Origin of the sequence: Drancourtella sp. An12 (assembly GCF_002160935.1) — a bacterium.
In the GTDB taxonomy this organism is placed as follows: Bacteria; Bacillota; Clostridia; order Lachnospirales; family Lachnospiraceae; genus Sellimonas; species Sellimonas catena.
This window is the reverse complement of the sequence record NZ_NFLO01000003.1, coordinates 35809-54806: the sequence shown is the minus strand read 5'-3', so window position 1 is coordinate 54806 and position 18998 is coordinate 35809. Positions and strand designations below refer to the sequence as shown.

At 48.6% G+C, this 18998-nt stretch carries 16 protein-coding genes; all 16 read left to right on the top strand.

Features of this window, described 5'->3' with window-relative positions:
- The first annotated feature begins 14 nt into the window (after positions 1-14).
- The 16 genes from recN to B5E64_RS04245 all read left to right on the top strand — a co-directional run bounded on the left by recN (position 15) and on the right by B5E64_RS04245 (position 18909).
- On the top strand, positions 15-1700 hold the full coding sequence (gene recN, locus B5E64_RS04320; protein WP_087167309.1) for a DNA repair protein RecN: 1686 nt from the start codon (positions 15-17) through the stop codon (positions 1698-1700).
- Between the two features lie 103 nt (positions 1701-1803).
- Positions 1804-2865: a SpoIVB peptidase S55 domain-containing protein gene (locus B5E64_RS04315; RefSeq protein ID WP_087167308.1), complete on the top strand. Its 1062-nt coding sequence runs from the start codon at positions 1804-1806 to the stop codon at positions 2863-2865.
- Between the two features lie 130 nt (positions 2866-2995).
- The gene (gene spo0A / locus B5E64_RS04310) at positions 2996-3784 is read left to right on the top strand and encodes a sporulation transcription factor Spo0A (RefSeq protein ID WP_087167511.1); all 789 of its coding nucleotides are present in this window, start codon (positions 2996-2998) and stop codon (positions 3782-3784) included.
- A 70-nt stretch (positions 3785-3854) separates the two neighbouring features.
- Positions 3855-5291 carry a glycogen synthase GlgA gene (gene glgA / locus B5E64_RS04305; protein ID WP_087167307.1) on the top strand — a complete coding sequence of 479 codons (1437 nt, stop codon included), beginning with the start codon at positions 3855-3857 and terminating at the stop codon, positions 5289-5291.
- Between the two features lie 32 nt (positions 5292-5323).
- On the top strand, positions 5324-6193 hold the full coding sequence (metF, locus tag B5E64_RS04300; RefSeq protein ID WP_087167306.1) for a methylenetetrahydrofolate reductase [NAD(P)H]: 870 nt from the start codon (positions 5324-5326) through the stop codon (positions 6191-6193).
- A complete protein-coding gene (locus B5E64_RS04295) occupies positions 6186-6833 on the top strand; it encodes a vitamin B12 dependent-methionine synthase activation domain-containing protein (RefSeq protein ID WP_087167305.1) in 648 nt (215 codons plus the stop codon). The genes metF and B5E64_RS04295 overlap by 8 nt, the downstream gene beginning before the upstream one ends.
- A 16-nt stretch (positions 6834-6849) precedes the next feature.
- Entirely contained in the window at positions 6850-9312 is a 2463-nt protein-coding gene (locus tag B5E64_RS04290; RefSeq protein ID WP_087167304.1) for a homocysteine S-methyltransferase family protein, read from the top strand.
- 87 nt (positions 9313-9399) lie between these two features.
- Positions 9400-12045 carry an alanine--tRNA ligase gene (gene alaS, locus B5E64_RS04285; RefSeq protein ID WP_087167303.1) on the top strand — a complete coding sequence of 882 codons (2646 nt, stop codon included), beginning with the start codon at positions 9400-9402 and terminating at the stop codon, positions 12043-12045.
- Between the two features lie 141 nt (positions 12046-12186).
- Positions 12187-12363 carry a 30S ribosomal protein S21 gene (gene rpsU / locus B5E64_RS04280; protein WP_005603101.1) on the top strand — a complete coding sequence of 59 codons (177 nt, stop codon included), beginning with the start codon at positions 12187-12189 and terminating at the stop codon, positions 12361-12363.
- A 108-nt stretch (positions 12364-12471) separates the two neighbouring features.
- Positions 12472-13146, top strand: a complete 675-nt coding sequence (locus B5E64_RS04275) for a response regulator transcription factor (protein ID WP_087167302.1) — start codon at positions 12472-12474, stop codon at positions 13144-13146.
- Positions 13147-13235: 89 nt separating this feature from the next.
- On the top strand, positions 13236-14162 hold the full coding sequence (locus B5E64_RS04270; RefSeq protein WP_087167301.1) for an ATP-binding cassette domain-containing protein: 927 nt from the start codon (positions 13236-13238) through the stop codon (positions 14160-14162).
- Positions 14146-14994, top strand: a complete 849-nt coding sequence (locus B5E64_RS04265; RefSeq protein ID WP_087167300.1) for an ABC transporter permease — start codon at positions 14146-14148, stop codon at positions 14992-14994. The genes B5E64_RS04270 and B5E64_RS04265 overlap by 17 nt, the downstream gene beginning before the upstream one ends.
- Positions 14995-15897 carry a HAMP domain-containing sensor histidine kinase gene (locus B5E64_RS04260; RefSeq protein WP_087167299.1) on the top strand — a complete coding sequence of 301 codons (903 nt, stop codon included), beginning with the start codon at positions 14995-14997 and terminating at the stop codon, positions 15895-15897.
- A gap of 123 nt (positions 15898-16020) precedes the next feature.
- The gene (locus B5E64_RS04255) at positions 16021-17148 is read left to right on the top strand and encodes a D-alanyl-D-alanine carboxypeptidase family protein (RefSeq protein ID WP_242960095.1); all 1128 of its coding nucleotides are present in this window, start codon (positions 16021-16023) and stop codon (positions 17146-17148) included.
- Between the two features lie 46 nt (positions 17149-17194).
- Positions 17195-18013 carry an HAD-IIA family hydrolase gene (locus tag B5E64_RS04250; RefSeq protein WP_087167298.1) on the top strand — a complete coding sequence of 273 codons (819 nt, stop codon included), beginning with the start codon at positions 17195-17197 and terminating at the stop codon, positions 18011-18013.
- Entirely contained in the window at positions 18010-18909 is a 900-nt protein-coding gene (locus B5E64_RS04245) for a metallophosphoesterase (RefSeq protein WP_087167297.1), read from the top strand. The genes B5E64_RS04250 and B5E64_RS04245 overlap by 4 nt, the downstream gene beginning before the upstream one ends.
- Positions 18910-18998 lie beyond the last annotated feature (89 nt).

Below are 18998 nucleotides of genomic sequence, written 5' to 3'. Positions count from 1 at the left end.
AAAATGGAGGAGACATGTTACAAAGTCTGCACGTAAAAAATCTGGCGCTGATCGAAGAGGCAGAAGTCGAATGGAAGGACGGGCTGAATATCCTGACCGGGGAGACCGGAGCGGGAAAGTCCCTTCTTCTTGGTTCAGTACATCTGGCTCTCGGAGGAAAATACAGCGCCTCCATGCTCCGCGAAGGAGCGGATTACGGACTGGTGGAAATGGTCTTTTATATCCGGGATCCGAGACAGAAAGAAAAGCTTGTAGCACTCGAAATTGAACCGGAGGACGGGATTGTGGTTCTGAGCAGAAAACTCATGGACGGAAGGAGTATCAGCAGGATCAACGGAGAGATGGTTCCCATCGGGCGGCTGAAAGCAGCAGCGGAGATCCTGATTGATATTCACGGACAGCATGAGCACCAGTCCCTGCTGTACAAGAAAAAGCATCTGGAAATTCTGGATGCCTACGCAAAGGAAGAGGCAGACCCGGTAAAGAAAAAAGTCCGGGACGCATACCGTGTATACCGGGAGGCGGTAAAGACGTTGGAAGAGGCGGACAAAGCAGAGACCGAGCGCAGGAAAGAGGCCGATTTCCTTTCCTTTGAGGCAGCGGAAATTCGGGAAGCATCCCTTGTAACCGGAGAGGATGAGGAACTGGAACAGCGCTATAAAAAGATGCTCAATGCAAAGAAAATCACAGACAGCATTCAGGAAGCCTACCAGTGCACAGGGGAACTCTCCGATGTATCGGCATCCAGTCTGTTAAGCAGAGCCATCCACGCCATGTCGGAAGCATCGGCGTATGATGAACATATTAAAGAGCTTTACGGAGAACTGCTGGAGATCGACAGTCTGTTGAATGATTTCAACCGGGAACTCTCCGACTGTCAGGAAGAATTCCGCTTCTCCGAAGAAGAGTTTTATGAGACCGAAAACCGGCTCAATACGATCAATCATCTCAAAACAAAATACGGAAAGACCATTGAGGACATTCTGGCATACGCGGAAGAGACCGAAAAAAAACTCGCTGTACTGGCAGACTATGACGCATATCTGGAACAGCTTAGAAAACAGAAAGAAGAAGCACGAGAAGAGCTTCAGATCTGGACGGAGCAGCTGACCCGGATCCGGAAATCCTATGCAAAAGGACTTTCCGAAGAAATCCGTCAGGGAATTCTCGACCTGAATTTCCTGAACGTTGAATTTGAGACAGAGATCCGGCCTCTTTCCGATTTCACCGAATACGGAAAAGACGAGGCGGAATTCATGATTTCCCTCAATCCGGGAGAAAAGAAAAAGCCCCTCGGCATGGTAGCATCCGGAGGAGAACTCTCCAGAATCATGCTGGCCGTCAAATCTGTACTGGCTGACAAAGATGAAGTTGAGACACTGATCTTTGACGAAATCGATACCGGAATCAGCGGCAGAACCGCACAGAAAGTATCCGAGAAAATGGCACTCCTCGGAAAACGCCATCAGGTTCTCTGCATCACCCACCTGGCCCAGATCGCAGCCATGGCAGACGCACATTACCTGATCGAAAAACAGACCGATGATCAGAAAACAACAACCGGAATCCGGCTTCTGAATGAAGACGAAGAAATCCAGGAACTCGCAAGGATTCTGGGAGGAGCCGAAATCACGCATGCAGTTCTTGCCACAGCCCGGGAAATGAAAAAGCTTGCCGGAAACATGAAAAAAACAGAATAGAATACATGGTTTTGAAAATACTAATTGGGGACGTGTTCCGATGCAAAGGAACCCGTCCCCAATGATCATTTTCAGAATATTCAGTTTTTTAGGAGGCGGCGTTATGTGGGTGAAATGGTATCGAAGGGGCGTGCTGATCGTGCTTGTGGCGTTTATGCTCCTGGGTGGGAGCTATTGTTTTCTGGAGTGGAAGCAGGGACAGTTTGAACAGGAGGTCAGTACATCGGAAATTGACGAAAATCTTGTCATTCCCGGAGGTATGCCGGTGGGGCTTTATCTGGAGACAGACGGTGTGATGGTTCTTGGGACAGAGGCTGTGGAGGATGCGGACGGGATCGCAAAGGAGCCTGCCAGACATCTGGTAAAACCGGGAGATTACATTGTAGGAGTCGATGAAAAAGAGATTGGTACGAAAAAAGAGCTTCAGGCGGCGGTGGCCCGGGAGGAAGCAAGTGAAGTTGTCCTTCATCTGCGCAGGGAGGAAGAATACCTGGATGTGAAGACCGAACTGGTTGACAGTGAAGAGGGAAAGAAACTTGGTATCTGGGTAAAGGACAATGAACAGGGGCTGGGAACGATTACCTTTCTGGACAGTCAGAGTCATTTTGGCGCGCTTGGCCATGGAATCCGTGATACGGATACGAACGAACTTCTGGAAATCGGGGACGGACGCCTTTACACGACCAGCATTCAGGATATCCAGAAAGGAAAGGCGGGGGATCCGGGAGGAATGGAAGGCGTGATTGTCTACAATAATTACAATATCCTTGGATCCATCGACCAAAATACCGAGGAAGGAATTTACGGAACCATTGACCGGATTGACGCACTGTTTTCGGATCAGGAGCCGGTTCCGGCGGCTGCAAAAAAAGAGGTTCACACCGGAGATGCCGTGATCCGGTGTGCAGTAAGCGGAGAGGTGGAAGACTACCGGATTCGTATTACAAAAATCGACTGGAATGCCAGGGAAGCAAATAAGGCATTCGTAATCGAGGTGACGGACGAAAAACTCCTCGGCCTGACCGGCGGAATTGTGCAGGGAATGAGCGGAAGTCCGATTCTTCAGGATGGGAAACTGGTGGGGGCAGTAACCCATGTTTTTGTCCAGAACGCGGCCAGGGGGTACGGGATCTACATCGGGAATATGTTGAACCATGTCAGATAAGGAAAAAGAATGCAGGGAGATGTCGAATTGTTACGACAGCAATTTCTTGATTTGGCAAAATGTGAAATTTATAATAGTGATCGTAGCGTTTTTTAGGAAAGAATGGGAGAAAGCGGAGGTTGAAAGGAAAATGGATCAAGTAAATGTAGCGATCGCAGACGACAATGAACGAATGCTGGAACTTTTGGGAAATATTATCACATCGGACAAAGATCTTTCCCTCGTCGGCAAGGCGAACAATGGGGAAGACGTCTATCAGATTATAAAAACAAAAGAACCTGATGTCGTATTGCTGGATCTGATCATGCCGAAAGTCGACGGGTTAAGTGTGATGGACATGGTCAATAAAGACAGGACAATCCAGAAACGGCCGGATTTTATCATTGTTACAGCGGTTGGACAGGAGAAGATTACAGAAGATGCATTCCGCAAAGGTGCGGCCTACTACATTATGAAGCCATTTCGGAACGAAGTACTGATTGAGAAAATCAAAAGCACAAGATGCAAAAGACATATGGAAGCCCCTATGCAGGCGATGGAGGTACGAAAGAGAGAAGAAGACGCAAAGCCTCTGGAGACGAGGGTGACTGATATGATCCATGAGATCGGGATTCCGGCACATATCAAAGGATATCACTATCTGAGAGATGCGATTATCATGGCGGTGGAAGATATGGATGTTCTGAATGCCATTACGAAAATCCTCTATCCGACGGTAGCTAAAAAGCACCAGACAACGGCAAGCAGAGTGGAGCGGGCCATCCGCCACGCCATTGAAGTGGCATGGAGCAGGGGAAAGCTTGATGTTCTGGATGATCTGTTTGGCTATACAGTAAGCAACGGGAAAGGGAAACCGACCAATTCGGAGTTTATCGCCCTGGTAGCGGATACGATCCGATTAGAATACAAACATCGATAAATTCTTTGCAAATGCCGGAAAATGCGGTATAATAAGTCCATAGTTTATGTTTTATTCAGGAGGAAGACTTATGAAGAAAATATTATTTGTAGCATCTGAGTCGGTTCCATTTATCAAAACAGGAGGACTGGCAGACGTTGTAGGTTCCTTACCAAAATATTTTGACAAAGAAGAGTACGATGTCAGAGTAATGCTTCCGAAATACATGTGTATGAAAGAAGAGTGGAAAGAAAAACTGACATATAAAATACATTTTTATATGGACTTAAACTGGAGAGAGCAGTATGTCGGAATTCTGGAGCTTGTTCATGAGGGCATTACCTTCTATTTCATCGATAATGAATACTATTTCAACGGATTTACTCCGTACGGCGATACGAAATGGGATATTGAGAAGTTTGCGTTCTTCTCAAAGGCAGCATTAAGCGCCCTTCCGCTGATTGATTTCCGCCCGGATATCATTCACTGCCACGACTGGCAGACAGGACTTGTGCCGGTTTATCTGGACAATTTCCGGTACGGCAACGAATTCTTCCGCGGCATCAAGACGGTGATGACGATTCACAACCTCAAGTTCCAGGGAATCTGGGATACGAAGACAGTGAAGGACATCACAGGACTTCCGGCATATTATTTCGCGCCGGACAAGCTGGAAGCATACAAAGATGCCAACCTGTTAAAGGGCGGTATCGTTTATGCGGACAAGGTGACGACCGTCAGCAATTCCTATGCAGAAGAGATCAAGCAGCCGTTCTACGGAGAGCGCCTGGACGGTCTGATGAATGCAAGATCCAACTGTCTGTCCGGTATCGTAAATGGTCTTGATTATAATGAGTGGAATCCGGCGACGGACCCGATGATCGAGCACCACTACGATGTAACGAATTTCCGCAAGGAAAAGGTAAAGAATAAACTTGCGCTTCAGGAGGCACTTGGACTGAATCAGGATAAGAAAACCATGATGATCGGTATCGTATCCCGTCTGACTGACCAGAAGGGATTTGATCTGATTGCGTATGTGATGGATGAGCTCTGTCAGGATGCGGTTCAGATCGTGGCTCTTGGAACAGGAGAAGAGCGTTACGAAAATATGTTCCGCCACTTTGCATGGAAATATCAGGGTAAAGTATCGGCAAATATTTATTATTCTGAGCCGATTTCCCATAAGATTTATGCATCCTGTGATGCCTTTTTGATGCCGTCTCTCTTCGAGCCGTGCGGACTGAGCCAGCTGATGAGTCTGCGCTACGGTACCGTACCGATTGTCAGAGAGACCGGAGGATTGAAAGATACGGTAGAGCCGTACAATGAATTTGAAAAGACAGGGACCGGTTTCAGCTTTGCAAACTACAATGCCCATGAGATGCTTGCAACCATCCGGTACGCGGAGAAGATTTATTATGACAAACGCCGTGACTGGAACAAGATCGTAGAGCAGGGCATGAAGAAAGACTTCTCCTGGAAGAATTCCGCAAGGCAGTACGAAGAGCTTTATGAGAGCCTGTAAAGAATAAAACATAGACAGCTTAGGAGTACAACATGAAAATAAGAGAAAAATTACAATCAGGAAAAGTACATATTTCCTTTGAGGTGTTTCCACCGAAGACGGATGACAAATATGAGAGCGTCCTGAAAGCGGTGGATGAGATCGCCACTGTCAGACCTTCTTTCATCAGTGTTACTTACGGTGCAGGCGGCGGCACAAGCAAGAATACGGTGGGTATCGCATCCCATATTCAGAATGATCTGAAGGTGCCAAGCCTTGCTCACCTGACCTGCGTCTCTTCTACGAAAGCAGAAGTGCGGGAAGTGATCAAAAAATTAAAAGAAGAAGGTATTGAAAATGTGCTGGCTCTTCGGGGCGACATTCCGGAGGGAATGGAGTATCCGGCGGAGGACAAGTTTCAGCATGCCATCGGACTGATCGAACTTTTAAAAGAAAGTGGAGATTTCTGTCTTGGCGGAGCCTGCTATCCGGAAGGACATGTGGAGAGTGAAACACAGAAGGAGGATATCCGGCACCTGAAAGAAAAGGTGGACTGCGGGCTTGATTTCCTGACGACCCAGATGTTTTTTGACAATCATATTTTATACAATTTTCTGTATAAGATCCGGGAGGCAGGAATCACGGTTCCGGTGCTTCCGGGCATCATGCCGGTCACAAACAAAAGCCAGATCAAGAGGATCTGTTCACTGTCCGGAACTTATCTGCCGGAGCGGTTCAAAGCATTGGTAGACCGGTTCGGGGACAACCCGAAAGCAATGCGTCAGGCAGGCGTTGCATACGCGACGGATCAGGTGATCGATCTGATTGCAAACGGAATCAATAATATCCACATTTATTCCATGAACAAGCCGGAGGTTGCAAAGGCGATCATGGAGAATCTATCGGAGATTGTAGATGAATAGAAAGATAAGGGAGGCTGTCCGTTATCTGGGATATGGAAGACATGCGATAGATGAACAGACACTTGCTTTGGTGGAAAGCTCCATGGAGGAGCTTTCTTCCGGGGTAAGAGAGCGATTCATCTATCGCATTTTTGAATTATCTCAGGAGGGGGAGACCTTGAAAATCGGAGATTGGGAAATCAAAAGCAGAAGCCTTTCTAAAAACATGAAAGGCTGCAGACAGGCAGCAGTGTTTGCGGCGACTCTTGGGCCGGAAGCTGACCAGATGATCCGCAGGGCTTCTGTGACGGAGATGGCAAAAGCAGTTGTCCTGCAGGCCTGTGCAGCAGCGCTTCTGGAGGAGTACTGTGACAGCTGTCAGGATCGGATCGCGCAGGAAATGGCAGAAGAAGGAAAATACCTCCGTCCAAGATTCAGCCCTGGATATGGAGATTTTGATATCTGCCATCAGGAGATGCTTTTGAAGATCCTGCAGGCGGACAAGACCATCGGTCTTACGATGACAAAAAGTTTCATGCTGACGCCCACCAAATCGGTGACAGCACTGATCGGAATCAGTACGGAGCAGACGCCCTGTCACAGGCAGGGGTGCGAGGTCTGTGAAAAGACAGACTGCGCATACAGAAGAGACAGCAAGTAAGAAGGAGTGACCAGATATGAGAGAGCGGCTTGGAAAAGAGCTCCTGTTTTTAGACGGTGGAATGGGGACACTTTTGCAGGAGAGAGGTTTAAAGCCCGGAGAGCTTCCGGAGACATGGAATCTGAAGAGAAAGGAAGAGATTATTGAGATCCACAGACAGTATTATGAGGCCGGGAGCGACATAGTGCTGTCCAATACTTTTGGGGCCAATGCGCTGAAATTTCATGACGAGGACTGTTCTCTGCGGGAGATTATCTTTGCTGCGGTAGACAATGTCAAGACCGCCAGAGCTTTGGCCGGAAAGGATGACGGCAGACATTACGCGGCGCTGGATATCGGGCCGACGGGAAAGCTGCTTGAGCCAATGGGAGATTTGTCCTTTGACGAGGCTTACGAAGCCTTTGCTCAGGCGGCCCGTTATGGAGCTGAGGCAGGGGCGGATCTGATTCACATCGAAACCATGAGCGATACGTACGAAGTCAAGGCTGCAGTTCTTGCGGCAAAAGAGCAGACCGGTATTCCGGTGTTTGCGACATTGATTTTTGATGAAAGAGGAAAACTGCTGACCGGGGGCGATGTGACGGGGACAGTGGCCATGCTGGAAGGACTCGGCGTGGATGCTCTTGGAATCAACTGCGGACTGGGACCGGAGCAGATGCTTCCGATTTTAAAGGAGATCTGCCGACATGCCAGTGTTCCGGTGATTGTAAAGCCGAATGCGGGTCTTCCAAAGCAGAGAGACGGAAAGACATGCTACGATGTGACGCCGGAGATTTTTGCGGGATGGATGAAGCAGCTTGTGGAGACCGGAGCCTGCATCATTGGTGGATGCTGTGGTACGACCCCGGCTCATATCCGGGCCATGACAAAGGCATGCAGGGGTATGCAGATCCAGGTTCCAACGGAAAAAACGGAGACGATTGTTTCCTCCTACGGACAGGCTGTGGTACTTGGCGACTGCCCGGTGATTATTGGAGAGCGGATCAATCCGACCGGAAAGAAACGCTTCAAACAGGCGTTAAGAGAGCATGATATTGATTATATTTTAAAGGAAGGCATCCGCCAGCAGGAGCAGGGAGCCCATATTCTGGATGTCAATGTGGGCCTGCCGGATATTGATGAGCCGGCCATGATGGAGGAAGTTGTAAAGGAGCTTCAGGGCATTACGAGCCTGCCTCTGCAGATTGATACGGTGGATCAAAGAGCCATGGAGCGTGCCATGCGGATTTATAATGGAAAGCCGATGGTCAATTCCGTCAGCGGAAAACAGGAATCCATGGACATGGTCTTCCCGCTTGTGAAAAAATACGGCGGTGTGGTGATCGGCCTTGCACTGGATGAAAACGGAATTCCAAAGACCGCCGAAGGACGTGTGGAAGTAGCCGGAAAGATTATCCGGGAGGCTGCAAAGTACGGAATCAGGCCGAAAGACATTGTCATTGATGTGCTGACCATGACTATCAGTTCCGAGCCGGAAGGAGCCATCACGGTGCTTCAGGCACTGGAGATGGTACGGAAGAAATACCATGTCCGCACGGTGCTTGGCGTGTCCAATATTTCCTTCGGGCTTCCGTACCGCCCGGCAGTAAACTCCGTCTTTTATGCCCTTGCCATGCAGAAAGGCCTGACCGCGGGCATCATCAATCCGGGATCCGAAGAGATGATGAAGGCCTACCGTTCCTATCTAGCGTTGATGAACTTTGATAAAAACTGTGAAGCGTATATTGCGGCGTATGCAGATTATAAACCGGCCGGACCGGCCCGGACAGGCAGTCCGGCATCCGGGAAGACAGACAGTGCCGGCGGTGCTTCCGGAACTGGAAACGACCGGAAAACCGGGGAGATGGATCTGCGTTACACCATTGAGCGGGGGCTGAAAGAGGAAGCAGGCCGTCTGGCAAAAGCCCTTGCAGAGACGGAGGAGCCTCTTTCCATTATCAATCAGCATCTGATTCCGGCCCTTGACACGGTGGGAAAACGGTTTGAGCAGGGAACGCTGTTCCTTCCGCAGCTTTTGATGAGTGCGGATGCGGCGAAAGAGGCCTTTGCGGTACTCAAGGATACGATGGAACAAAGCGGCATTGTGCAGGAGAAAAACGGAAAAATCATTCTTGCCACGGTCAAGGGCGACATCCACGATATTGGGAAAAATATCGTCAAAGTGCTGCTGGAAAATTACGGATTTGATGTGATTGACCTGGGAAAAGACGTGGATCCGGAGCGGATCGTGGAAACAGCGGTCAAAGAGGACATCCGCCTGGTGGGATTAAGCGCTCTGATGACAACGACTGTGGTCAATATGGAGGAAACCATCCGGCTGCTCCGAAAAGAAAAGCCGGACTGCCAGGTTATGGTGGGCGGAGCGGTGCTCAATCAGGAGTATGCAGACATGATCGGAGCGGATTTTTACGGGAAAGACGCCATGCAGTCCGTCCATTTTGCGCAGAAAGTCCTGCATTCCGGGGAGAAGGAATCTTGACACCTTCCGTGCAATCCAGTATGATTAATAAGATAAGCAAAAGAAGAGAGAACGCTTGAAATATACAATGAGGAGGCAGACAGCGTCATGCAGACTTATGGAGTCAATGAGTTAAGAAAGATGTTCCTGGACTTTTTCGAGAGCAAAGAACATCTCGTTCACAAAAGTTTTTCCCTGGTGCCGCACAACGATAAGAGTTTGTTGCTCATCAATTCCGGGATGGCACCATTAAAACCATACTTTACCGGACAGGAGATTCCGCCGAGAAGACGGATGGCTACATGCCAGAAATGTATCCGTACCGGTGATATCGAAAATGTAGGAAAGACCGCAAGACACGGTACCTTTTTCGAGATGCTCGGGAACTTTTCCTTCGGAGATTATTTTAAAAGAGAGGCGATCCACTGGTCCTGGGAATTCCTGACCGAAGTGGTAGGACTTGATCCAAACCGCCTGTATCCGTCCGTTTACGTGGATGATCAGGAAGCCTTTGATATCTGGAACAAGGAGATGGGCATCCCGGCAGACCGGATTTACAAGTTTGGAAAAGAAGACAATTTCTGGGAGCACGGTTCCGGACCTTGCGGACCATGTTCCGAGATCTACTATGACCGCGGCGAAAAATACGGCTGCGGCAAACCGGACTGTACAGTAGGCTGTGAGTGCGACCGTTACATGGAAATCTGGAACAACGTATTCACCCAGTTTGATAACGACGGACACGGCAATTACAGCGAACTGGAACAGAAGAATATCGATACCGGAATGGGACTGGAGCGTCTGGCAAGTGTTGTACAGGACGTGGATTCCATTTTTGATATTGATACAATGAAAGCGCTCCGTGACCATGTATGCCGGATTGCGGGCGTGACTTACAAAGAGGATGAGAAGACGGATATTTCCATCCGTGTCATCACAGACCATATCCGTTCCGTGACATTTATGATTTCCGACGGAATCATGCCGTCCAACGAGGGAAGAGGCTACGTGCTTCGACGTCTCCTGCGCCGCGCATGCCGTCACGGAAGAATTCTGAATATCGAAGGAAAATTCTTGTCCGGTCTTTGCGAGACGGTAATCGCCGGATCCAAAGACGGGTACCCGGAACTGGAAGAAAAGAGAGATTTCATTCTCAATGTCATTAGTAAAGAGGAAGACCAGTTTAATAAAACCATCGACCAGGGTCTCGGCATCCTTGCAGAGATGGAAGCAGAGATGAACGAAAAAGGAGAGAAGATTCTTTCCGGAGACAATGCGTTCAAGCTCTACGACACATATGGATTCCCGCTGGATCTGACAAAAGAGATCCTGGAAGAAAAGGGAATTTCCGTAGATGAGGAAGGATTCCAGAAAGCCATGCAGGTACAGCGGGAGACCGCACGTGCAGCAAGAGGCGTAACAAACTATATGGGAGCAGACGTGACTGTTTATGAGTCCATTGACCCGTCTGTGACATCGACTTTTGTTGGATATGAGACATTGACACACAGCTCCAGGGTAACGGTGCTGACGACAGAGAACGAACTGACTGAGGCGCTGACCGAAGGCGTGGAAGGTACGATTTTCGTAGAAGAGACTCCGTTCTATGCAACAAGCGGTGGACAGAATGCAGACAAAGGTGTGATTACTTCCGAAGATGGAAGCTTTGAATTCGTAGTAAAAGACGTGAAGAAACTTCTGGGCGGAAAGATAGCGCATATTGGATATACAGTAAAAGGCATGATCCGTACCGGAGAGACGGTTGTGCTGAAAGTCGATGAGGAGAACAGAAGACTCTCCGCAAGAAACCACAGTGCGACTCATCTGCTTCAGAAAGCACTGCGTACCGTACTTGGAACGCACGTAGAGCAGGCTGGTTCCTACGTGGATGCGGCAAGACTTCGTTTTGACTTTACCCATTTCTCCGCACTGACGCCGGAAGAAATCAAAAAGGTAGAAGATATTGTAAACAAAGCTATCGCAGATGCCCTTCCGGTGAAGGTAGAAAACCTTCCGATCGAAGAGGCAAAAAAGACAGGGGCGCAGGCTTTGTTTGGTGAAAAGTACGGCGATATCGTCCGCGTTGTCAGCATGGGAGAATTCTCCAAGGAATTTTGCGGTGGAACACACGTGGACAATACTGCATCCATCGGATCCTTCAAGATTGTTTCCGAAGCAGGTGTGGCAGCAGGTGTGCGCCGTATCGAGGCACTGACTTCCAAAGGATTGATGGAATACTATGCAAATCTGGAAATGATTCTTCATGAGGCTTCCAGGGCTTTGAAGACGACACCGGATCATCTGGAAGAGAAGATCAGCCATCTGCAGGCAGAGAACAAAGAGCTTAGAAGCGAAGTGGAAAGCCTGAAGAGCAAACTGGCAAAGGATGCCATGGGAGATGTCACAGATCAGGCAGAAGTGATCGATGGAATTTCCGTGATCGCAACAAAAGTCGAAGGCGTAGACATGAACGGACTGCGTGATCTCGGCGATCAGTTAAAGGAAAAAGTCGGTGAAGGAGTCATCGTGATCGCATCTGTGACAGACGGAAAAGTCAGCCTGATGGCGACGGCGACAGACGGCGCGGTGAAGAAAGGCGCCCATGCAGGAAACCTGATCAAAGCCATCGCAGGACTGGTCGGCGGAGGCGGCGGCGGACGCCCGAACATGGCACAGGCCGGCGGCAAGAATCCGGATGGCGTGGATGCTGCACTGGAAAAAGCAAGAGAAACCGCAAAAGAACAGCTGGCATAATCCCGCAAAAGTGCGCACAAAGATGCGAAAAACTCCTTGACGGATAAAGAAAATATGGTATAATACTTGTAGTGCAATAAAATACCCGAACAGTCGTATGATGCACAATACAGGACTGGAGGGGAGGTTAGGTGTGAGACTATGTCAAATGTAATCGTTAAAGAAAACGAAAGTTTAGACAGCGCTTTACGCAGATTCAAACGTAACTGCGCAAAAGCTGGTATCCAGCAGGAGATTCGTAAGAGAGAACATTACGAAAAACCAAGCGTAAGACGTAAAAAGAAATCTGAGGCTGCTAGAAAACGTAAATATAACTAAGATGTGCAGAGACAGGATGCCGGAAGGCATCCTGTTTTTTTCTATGTTTACAGAAAACTTCGGACGTGCTACGATAGGAAAAGATGAGCCAAAAGGAAGGAAGACAGGATGAATATGATTTTGATTGTGGAAGATGATGTCAATATCAATGAGATGCTGAAAGAAGCGTTGGAAAAGGAAGGATACCGCTGCGTACAGGCATTTTCCGGGACAGAAGGGAGATTTGTGCTTTCGCAGGAACGGCCGGATCTGGTCCTTCTGGATCTGATGCTGCCGGGCATGTCCGGGGAGGCGCTTCTGAAAGAGATCCGTGCAAAAGGGGCCATTCCGGTTATTGTTCTTTCTGCAAAAGATGAGATGGACGATAAGGTGGATGTTCTCCTTGGCGGCGCGGATGATTATGTGGTCAAACCTTTTGAGATCCGGGAAGTGCTGGCAAGAGTCCAGGTACAGCTCAGAAAAAGTTCCGGCGCCAAAGAAACGAAAGTGCTGGAGCACAATGGACTTCTCCTTGACCGTGAGGAGCACCAGATCTACGTAGACGGGGTGCGTCTGGAAGGAGTGACCAGGCAGGAGTTTTTGATTCTGGAACTGTTTCTTAGCTGGCCCAAAAAAGTATTCAGCAAGGAAGAGATTTTTGAGGCGGCATGGGAGGAGCCGTTTATGGGTGAAACGAAGGCCATTGATGTGCATATCAGCAATATCAGGAAGAAACTAAAAACAGTATCGGACCGGTCGTTTATCGATACAGTATGGGGAATCGGCTATACACTTTCCAGATGAGATCTTTACGAAGTCTTTACTTTTTATTTGCGAAGGATTTGGAAAGAGAGTGTAAGATGAAAGCAAATAAAAAAAGGAGATGAATAAAAGTGAATCAGACGATAGTCAGAACCCAGGGACTTACAAAGCAATACGGGCATCACAGGGCGGTCAGCCGGATCAGCATGCATGTCCGGAAAGGGGCGGTATACGGACTGATCGGACGAAACGGCGCCGGGAAGACAACGTTTTTAAAAATGCTTGCCGGACTTGCATCGTCAAGCAGCGGTGAGATCGAGATATTCGGGCTGAGGGGAAAAGAACTTGCAAACGTACGGTCCCGGATCGGGTGCCTGATCGAGGCACCGGGGATTTACGGAAATTTAAGCGCCTATGATAATCTGGACCTGAAATGCCGTTTTTTCGGAATTCATAAAAAAGGATACATTGAGGAGATTCTGAAAATTGTAGGCCTTTCAGACACGGGAAAGAAAAAAACGAAGCACTTTTCTCTCGGGATGAAACAGAGACTTGGAATCGGCCTTGCTCTGGTAGGCGAGCCGGACCTGCTGCTGCTCGACGAACCGATTAACGGACTGGACCCGCAGGGAATTGTGGAGATCAGAGATACCATCCTGAAACTGAATAAAGAGAAAAATATGACGATTGTGATTTCCAGCCATATTCTGGAGGAACTCTCCAAGATTGCGACGGATTATGGCATTATCCATCACGGGGAACTGATCGAGGAGATTACACGGGAAGAACTGATGGAGCGCTGCGGCGAGCGGATTGAGATTGCTACGGGAGTGCCGGAACAGATTGTGCCGATACTGGACCGGCTTGGAATTCAGCAGTATCAGATCGTGGATTCCGGTCATGTGTGGGTCTTTGAGAAGATGGACCGGAGCGCATGGTTAAACAGGGAGCTGATTCGTGCCGGGGCGGATATCCGGGAATTGAAGGTGTGCAGCGAGAAGCTGGAGAATTATTATCTGAATCTGACAGGAGGTGCCGGTCATGCTGAATATCATTAAAATGGACTTTTACCGGATGCTGAAATCAAAAAGCCAGTACATTCTCTGGATCTTGCTTACTGTGATGCTGGTTCTCACTACTGCATCCATGCGGGAAGAATATAAGGATCCACAGGCAAGTGCCAATAACTGGGAGACGATGCAGGAAGGAGTAGAAGATACGGCGGAAAATCTTGGCATGTATGTGACAGTGCCGACAGAACCGGGGCAGAAAGCAACGCTCTATGACATGTTTTATGCCAACATGCAGGGGAAAGTGGAAGCGATTTTTATCGTCATTTTTGCCGTTCTCTTTGCAACGGCAGATATTCGGAGCGGATACATTAAAAACATCGGAGGACAGTGCAGGAGGCGGTCGGATCTGGTGATTTCCAAGGCAGTGATTTTATTTTTCTATACGGTACTGACCTTTTTGCTTACTTTGGCAGTTCAGGCTTTCTGTAATGCAGTATTTTACGGATATCTGGAGATCGGTCCGGTATCGGAGTTCCTCGGATATATCGGAACCCAGCTGCTGCTGCACTATGCACTGGCTCTGATTGTGATGGGAATTTCGATTCTTATTCTCAATAATATTATCAGCATGACGCTGGCGATCATGCTCTGCATGAATATGACGGTCCTGCTCTGGGGAATGGTCGGAAGAGGACTTCAATCAGTCTTTGACAGGACAGTGGACGTTCTTTCTTACACGGTAACGGGATCGATCAGTATACTGCAGCTTCACGGAGATCCGGATCTCCTGATCAAGGCAGCCCTGGTGGCGATTGTCTACGGAACAGTCTTCACTGTAGTCAGTGCCATTGTATTTCAAAGAAGGGACATCAGATAAATGGAATGGATCATTGGAATTCTTGCGGCCCTGGTGGCTGTACTTCTTATCATACTGGCAGTATACAAGCGGCAGATACGGGATATCTGCCGCCAGCTGGCGTTTCTGAAAGAATATGAAAGCAATCTTCTGATTACAAGGCAGATGGATGCTTTCGGCATCCGGGAACTGACAGATGAACTGAATGAAATGCTGGAACTGCAGAGAGAGCAGCGGCGGAGATATCTGAAAAAAGAGCAGGATATTTCCGATGCTTATACGAATCTTTCCCACGATATCCGAACCCCTTTGACTTCGCTTGATGGATATTTCCAGCTGTTAAGAGACAGCAAAGAGCAGAAAGAACGGGAACGGTATCTAAAAGTGATTCAGGAGCGGATTGTAAGCCTGAAAGAGATGCTGGAAGAGTTGTTCACCTATACAAAACTGAAAAATGAGACCTATGAGCTGAAACTGGAGCCCCTTTATCTGAACCGGATTTTGACCGAGACGGCGTTTTCTTATTATGATGTCTGGGTGGAAAGAGGCATGGAACCGGAGATTGATCTTACCGAGGAGCAGCTGCAGATCGAAGGAAACGAAGCGGGGCTTCGCCGGACGCTCCAGAATATTATCAAAAATGGTCTCGATCATGGAGAGGGGAAGATGAAATTCTCCATGTTCAGGAAAGATGGCTGGGCTGTGGTGGAGTGTGCCAACTATACGGCCAGCCCGGACGAAATTGATGTAGGAAAAGTATTTGAACGGTTTTATAAGGCGGACGAGGCAAGAAGCAGGACCGCTTCCTCCGGCCTTGGACTTTCCATTGCAAAGGAATTTACTGTACGGATGCACGGAGAGATCCGGGCCTGGCTGAAGGGAAACTGGTTTACGATTCAGCTTCGATTTCCGCTCCTTTCTTGATGGGACAGACATATTTTGGCAGGCAGAATCCTACAATGTAATAAATGCCAGATGAAGAGGTAAGAAGTGAAAAAGTGGATAGCAATGCTGATGGCGTCGGTCCTGTTCTGCCTTTCAGGGAGTATGGCCGTCATGGCAGAAGAAGAGACAGGAGGAGAAAGTGCGGGAAGTGTGACCGTCACGGCTCCTTCTGTTCTTTTGATGGAGGCGTCAACGGGAAAAGTATTGTATGAAAAAGACGCAGATACCAGAAGACCGCCGGCCAGTGTGACCAAAGTCATGACGATTCTTTTGATTTACGACGCTCTTTCGGCAGGGAAAATTCACAAAGAAGATGTGGTGACCACCTCGGAGTATGCCGCTTCCATGGGAGGCAGCCAGGTGTTTCTGGAAGCCGGAGAAGAACAGACGGTGGATACCTTGCTGAAATGTATCGTTGTATCCAGTGCCAATGATGCCTGTGTCGCCATGGCAGAATACATTTCCGGCACAGAGGAGGCGTTTGTGCAGCAGATGAATGAACGGGCCAAAGGTCTCGGGATGGAGAATACAGTGTTTAAAAACTGCAACGGCCTGGATACGGACGGTCATGTGACGACAGCCAGAGATATTGCACTGATGTCACGGGAACTGATTACAAAATATCCGGATGTGTACGAGTATACGAAAATCTGGATGGATACCATCGTACATAAAACGAAAAAGGGCGAGGAAGAGTTTGGCCTTTCCAATACGAATAAGCTCATCCGACAGTACTCCTATGCCACCGGGCTGAAGACAGGATCCACAGGAGAGGCAAAATTCTGTTTGAGTGCCACCGCACAGAAAGACGGAATTGATCTGATTGCCGTTATTATGGCGGCGCCGGACGTAAAGACACGGTTTGCAGATGCTCAGACACTGCTGAATTATGGATTCTCCATCTGCCGGAAGTACGAGGATCAGGACTGGGAGTCCGTGCAAAAAACGGTAAAAGTGGAACGTGGAGAAGAGGATCAGGTAAAGGTCGTGCAGAAGAGCGGTTTCTCTTATCTCGACGTCAGCGGAGCGGATGTAAGCGGAGTAGAAAAGGAAGTGGTGCCAAAGGCCTCTTTAAAAGCTCCGGTGAAGAAAGGACAGAAGGCTGGAACGGTACAGTATCTGCTGAACGGGGAGAAGATCGGAGAAGTGGAGCTGGTTGCGGCGGGCGATGTGCCGGCCATGTCGCTAAAACACGCAATCGAAGATGTTTTGGACAGCTTTTCGTTGTAAAAGGAAGAGAAAAATTATATAATGTCTAGGAAAAGGAGCCAAAAGCATGTTAAAAGAAAAAAAGTATTTTTTATTTGATATTGATGGAACGCTGGCTGTCGGAGAGACATTATATGACGGAACCAAAGAGTTGCTGGAATGGATTGAAAGAAAAGGCGGCCGGAGTTTCTATATCACAAACAATTCTACAAAGAGCAGGAAAGACTATGTTGACAAATTTGCAAGATGGGGTATCGCAGCTTCGGAGGAGCAGTTTATGACTGCTTCCTACGCGGCATGCCTTTATATGAAAGAACACTATGCGGGGAAGAAGGTGTTCGTACTTGGGACACCTTCTTTCGTGGAAGAACTGAAAGGATTCGGAGTGCAGGTGACGGAAGAGGCAGAGCAGGATGTGACCTGTGTTCTTGCCGGGTTTGACGATACACTTCGGTATGAAAAACTGGAAAAAGCGTGTAAACTGCTGTTCCGGGAGGAAGTGGATTTCCTCGGAACCAATCCGGATCTGCGGTGCCCTGCACCTTTCGGATTCATTCCGGACTGTGGTGCTATCTGCGGGATGATCCGTGATACCGTCGGCCGTGAGCCATACTTTATCGGTAAACCAAACCGGGTAATTGCGGATCTGTGTGCAGAGCAATGCCGGGGATCTTCGGAAGAGTTCCTTGTTGTAGGGGACCGGCTTTACACCGATATCGCCTGCGGCATCAATGCCGGAATGGAGACGGCGGTTGTCTACACCGGAGAAGCCGATGAGGAGGAGGTGCGGACAAGCATCTGGAAGCCGGACTATTGTTTTGACACGATCCGTGACCTGTACGAGGCAGTTAAAGCAGCGGCAGAAACGGGGGAAAAGGCAGAATGATAACCGTTATCGTGTGTCTTTTCTTTCTTGCGCTTCTGGTGCTTTTGAGAATTTTTTATGAAAACCATACCTTTGTAGTAACACGCTATGATGTGGATTCCGGGACCAATGGCACAGGAGATGACTGGAAGATTGTTTTTTTAAGTGACCTTCACAATCAGGAATACGGAGAAGGCAATGAAAAACTGCTCCGCGCAGTACGTGACGAGAAGCCGGATCTGATCCTTGTTGGAGGGGACATGCTGATCCGAAGTACCGGTGAAAAATCGGAGAAGGCGGCATGCTTTATGGAACAGCTTCCGTCCATCGCTCCGGTTTACTGTGCCAATGGAAATCATGAGCAGAAAATGAAAGAGTGCGAGGAAGAATATGGAAAGGCCTATCAGAATTATAAAAAAAGGCTGGTCGACGCCGGAATTCATATGCTCGAAAATGAAGCCTGCACCCTGAAGCTTGGAGGACAGAATGTACAGATCGGAGGACTCGAAATTCCGGTTTCCTTTTTTGCCAAGCAGGTTCCATGGAAACACTATGATTCCTTTTGTGATGAGAGTCCGGAACAGTTGATGCCGGAACAGTTTGACATGCGTCCGGTCAAAGACGGAGGTCCGTATAAGATTCTACTGGCTCATCAGGCACTTTATGCGGAAACCTACGCGGACTGGGGAATGAACCTTGTCCTGTGCGGACACCTTCACGGCGGAGTCGTACGCCTTCCCGGGATCGGCGGAATCATTTCACCGCAGCTGACATTATTTCCAAAATATTCGGGAGAACATTCCAGGCGCGGCGAGAGTGATATCATTGTCAGCAAAGGACTGGGAGGACACAGCATCCCGATCCGCTTGTTTGACCGGGCGGAAGTGGTTGTAATCTGCGGACGGCAGGAAAAATAGCAGCGTGTGGGAAACTGCGGGAAGGGAGCGGAATCTCTTGAGAAAAGAAGCAGGATCATGTATAATAAAACGGTTAGACGAAGCGTAGA

Bases quoted from the DNA above. Each gene is read 5' to 3' on its own strand.
- B5E64_RS04255 (WP_242960095.1), top strand. From the start codon at position 16,021: ATGGCCGTCATGGCAGAAGAAGAGACAGGAGGAGAAAGTGCGGGAAGT.
- B5E64_RS04260 (WP_087167299.1), top strand. From the start codon at position 14,995: ATGGAATGGATCATTGGAATTCTTGCGGCCCTGGTGGCTGTACTTCTT.
- rpsU (WP_005603101.1), top strand. From the start codon at position 12,187: ATGTCAAATGTAATCGTTAAAGAAAACGAAAGTTTAGACAGCGCTTTA.
- B5E64_RS04290 (WP_087167304.1), top strand. From the start codon at position 6,850: ATGAGAGAGCGGCTTGGAAAAGAGCTCCTGTTTTTAGACGGTGGAATG.
- B5E64_RS04275 (WP_087167302.1), top strand. From the start codon at position 12,472: ATGAATATGATTTTGATTGTGGAAGATGATGTCAATATCAATGAGATG.
- B5E64_RS04295 (WP_087167305.1), top strand. From the start codon at position 6,186: ATGAATAGAAAGATAAGGGAGGCTGTCCGTTATCTGGGATATGGAAGA.
- alaS (WP_087167303.1), top strand. From the start codon at position 9,400: ATGCAGACTTATGGAGTCAATGAGTTAAGAAAGATGTTCCTGGACTTT.
- B5E64_RS04250 (WP_087167298.1), top strand. From the start codon at position 17,195: ATGTTAAAAGAAAAAAAGTATTTTTTATTTGATATTGATGGAACGCTG.
- spo0A (WP_087167511.1), top strand. From the start codon at position 2,996: ATGGATCAAGTAAATGTAGCGATCGCAGACGACAATGAACGAATGCTG.
- metF (WP_087167306.1), top strand. From the start codon at position 5,324: ATGAAAATAAGAGAAAAATTACAATCAGGAAAAGTACATATTTCCTTT.
- glgA (WP_087167307.1), top strand. From the start codon at position 3,855: ATGAAGAAAATATTATTTGTAGCATCTGAGTCGGTTCCATTTATCAAA.
- B5E64_RS04265 (WP_087167300.1), top strand. From the start codon at position 14,146: ATGCTGAATATCATTAAAATGGACTTTTACCGGATGCTGAAATCAAAA.
- B5E64_RS04245 (WP_087167297.1), top strand. From the start codon at position 18,010: ATGATAACCGTTATCGTGTGTCTTTTCTTTCTTGCGCTTCTGGTGCTT.
- recN (WP_087167309.1), top strand. From the start codon at position 15: ATGTTACAAAGTCTGCACGTAAAAAATCTGGCGCTGATCGAAGAGGCA.
- B5E64_RS04315 (WP_087167308.1), top strand. From the start codon at position 1,804: ATGTGGGTGAAATGGTATCGAAGGGGCGTGCTGATCGTGCTTGTGGCG.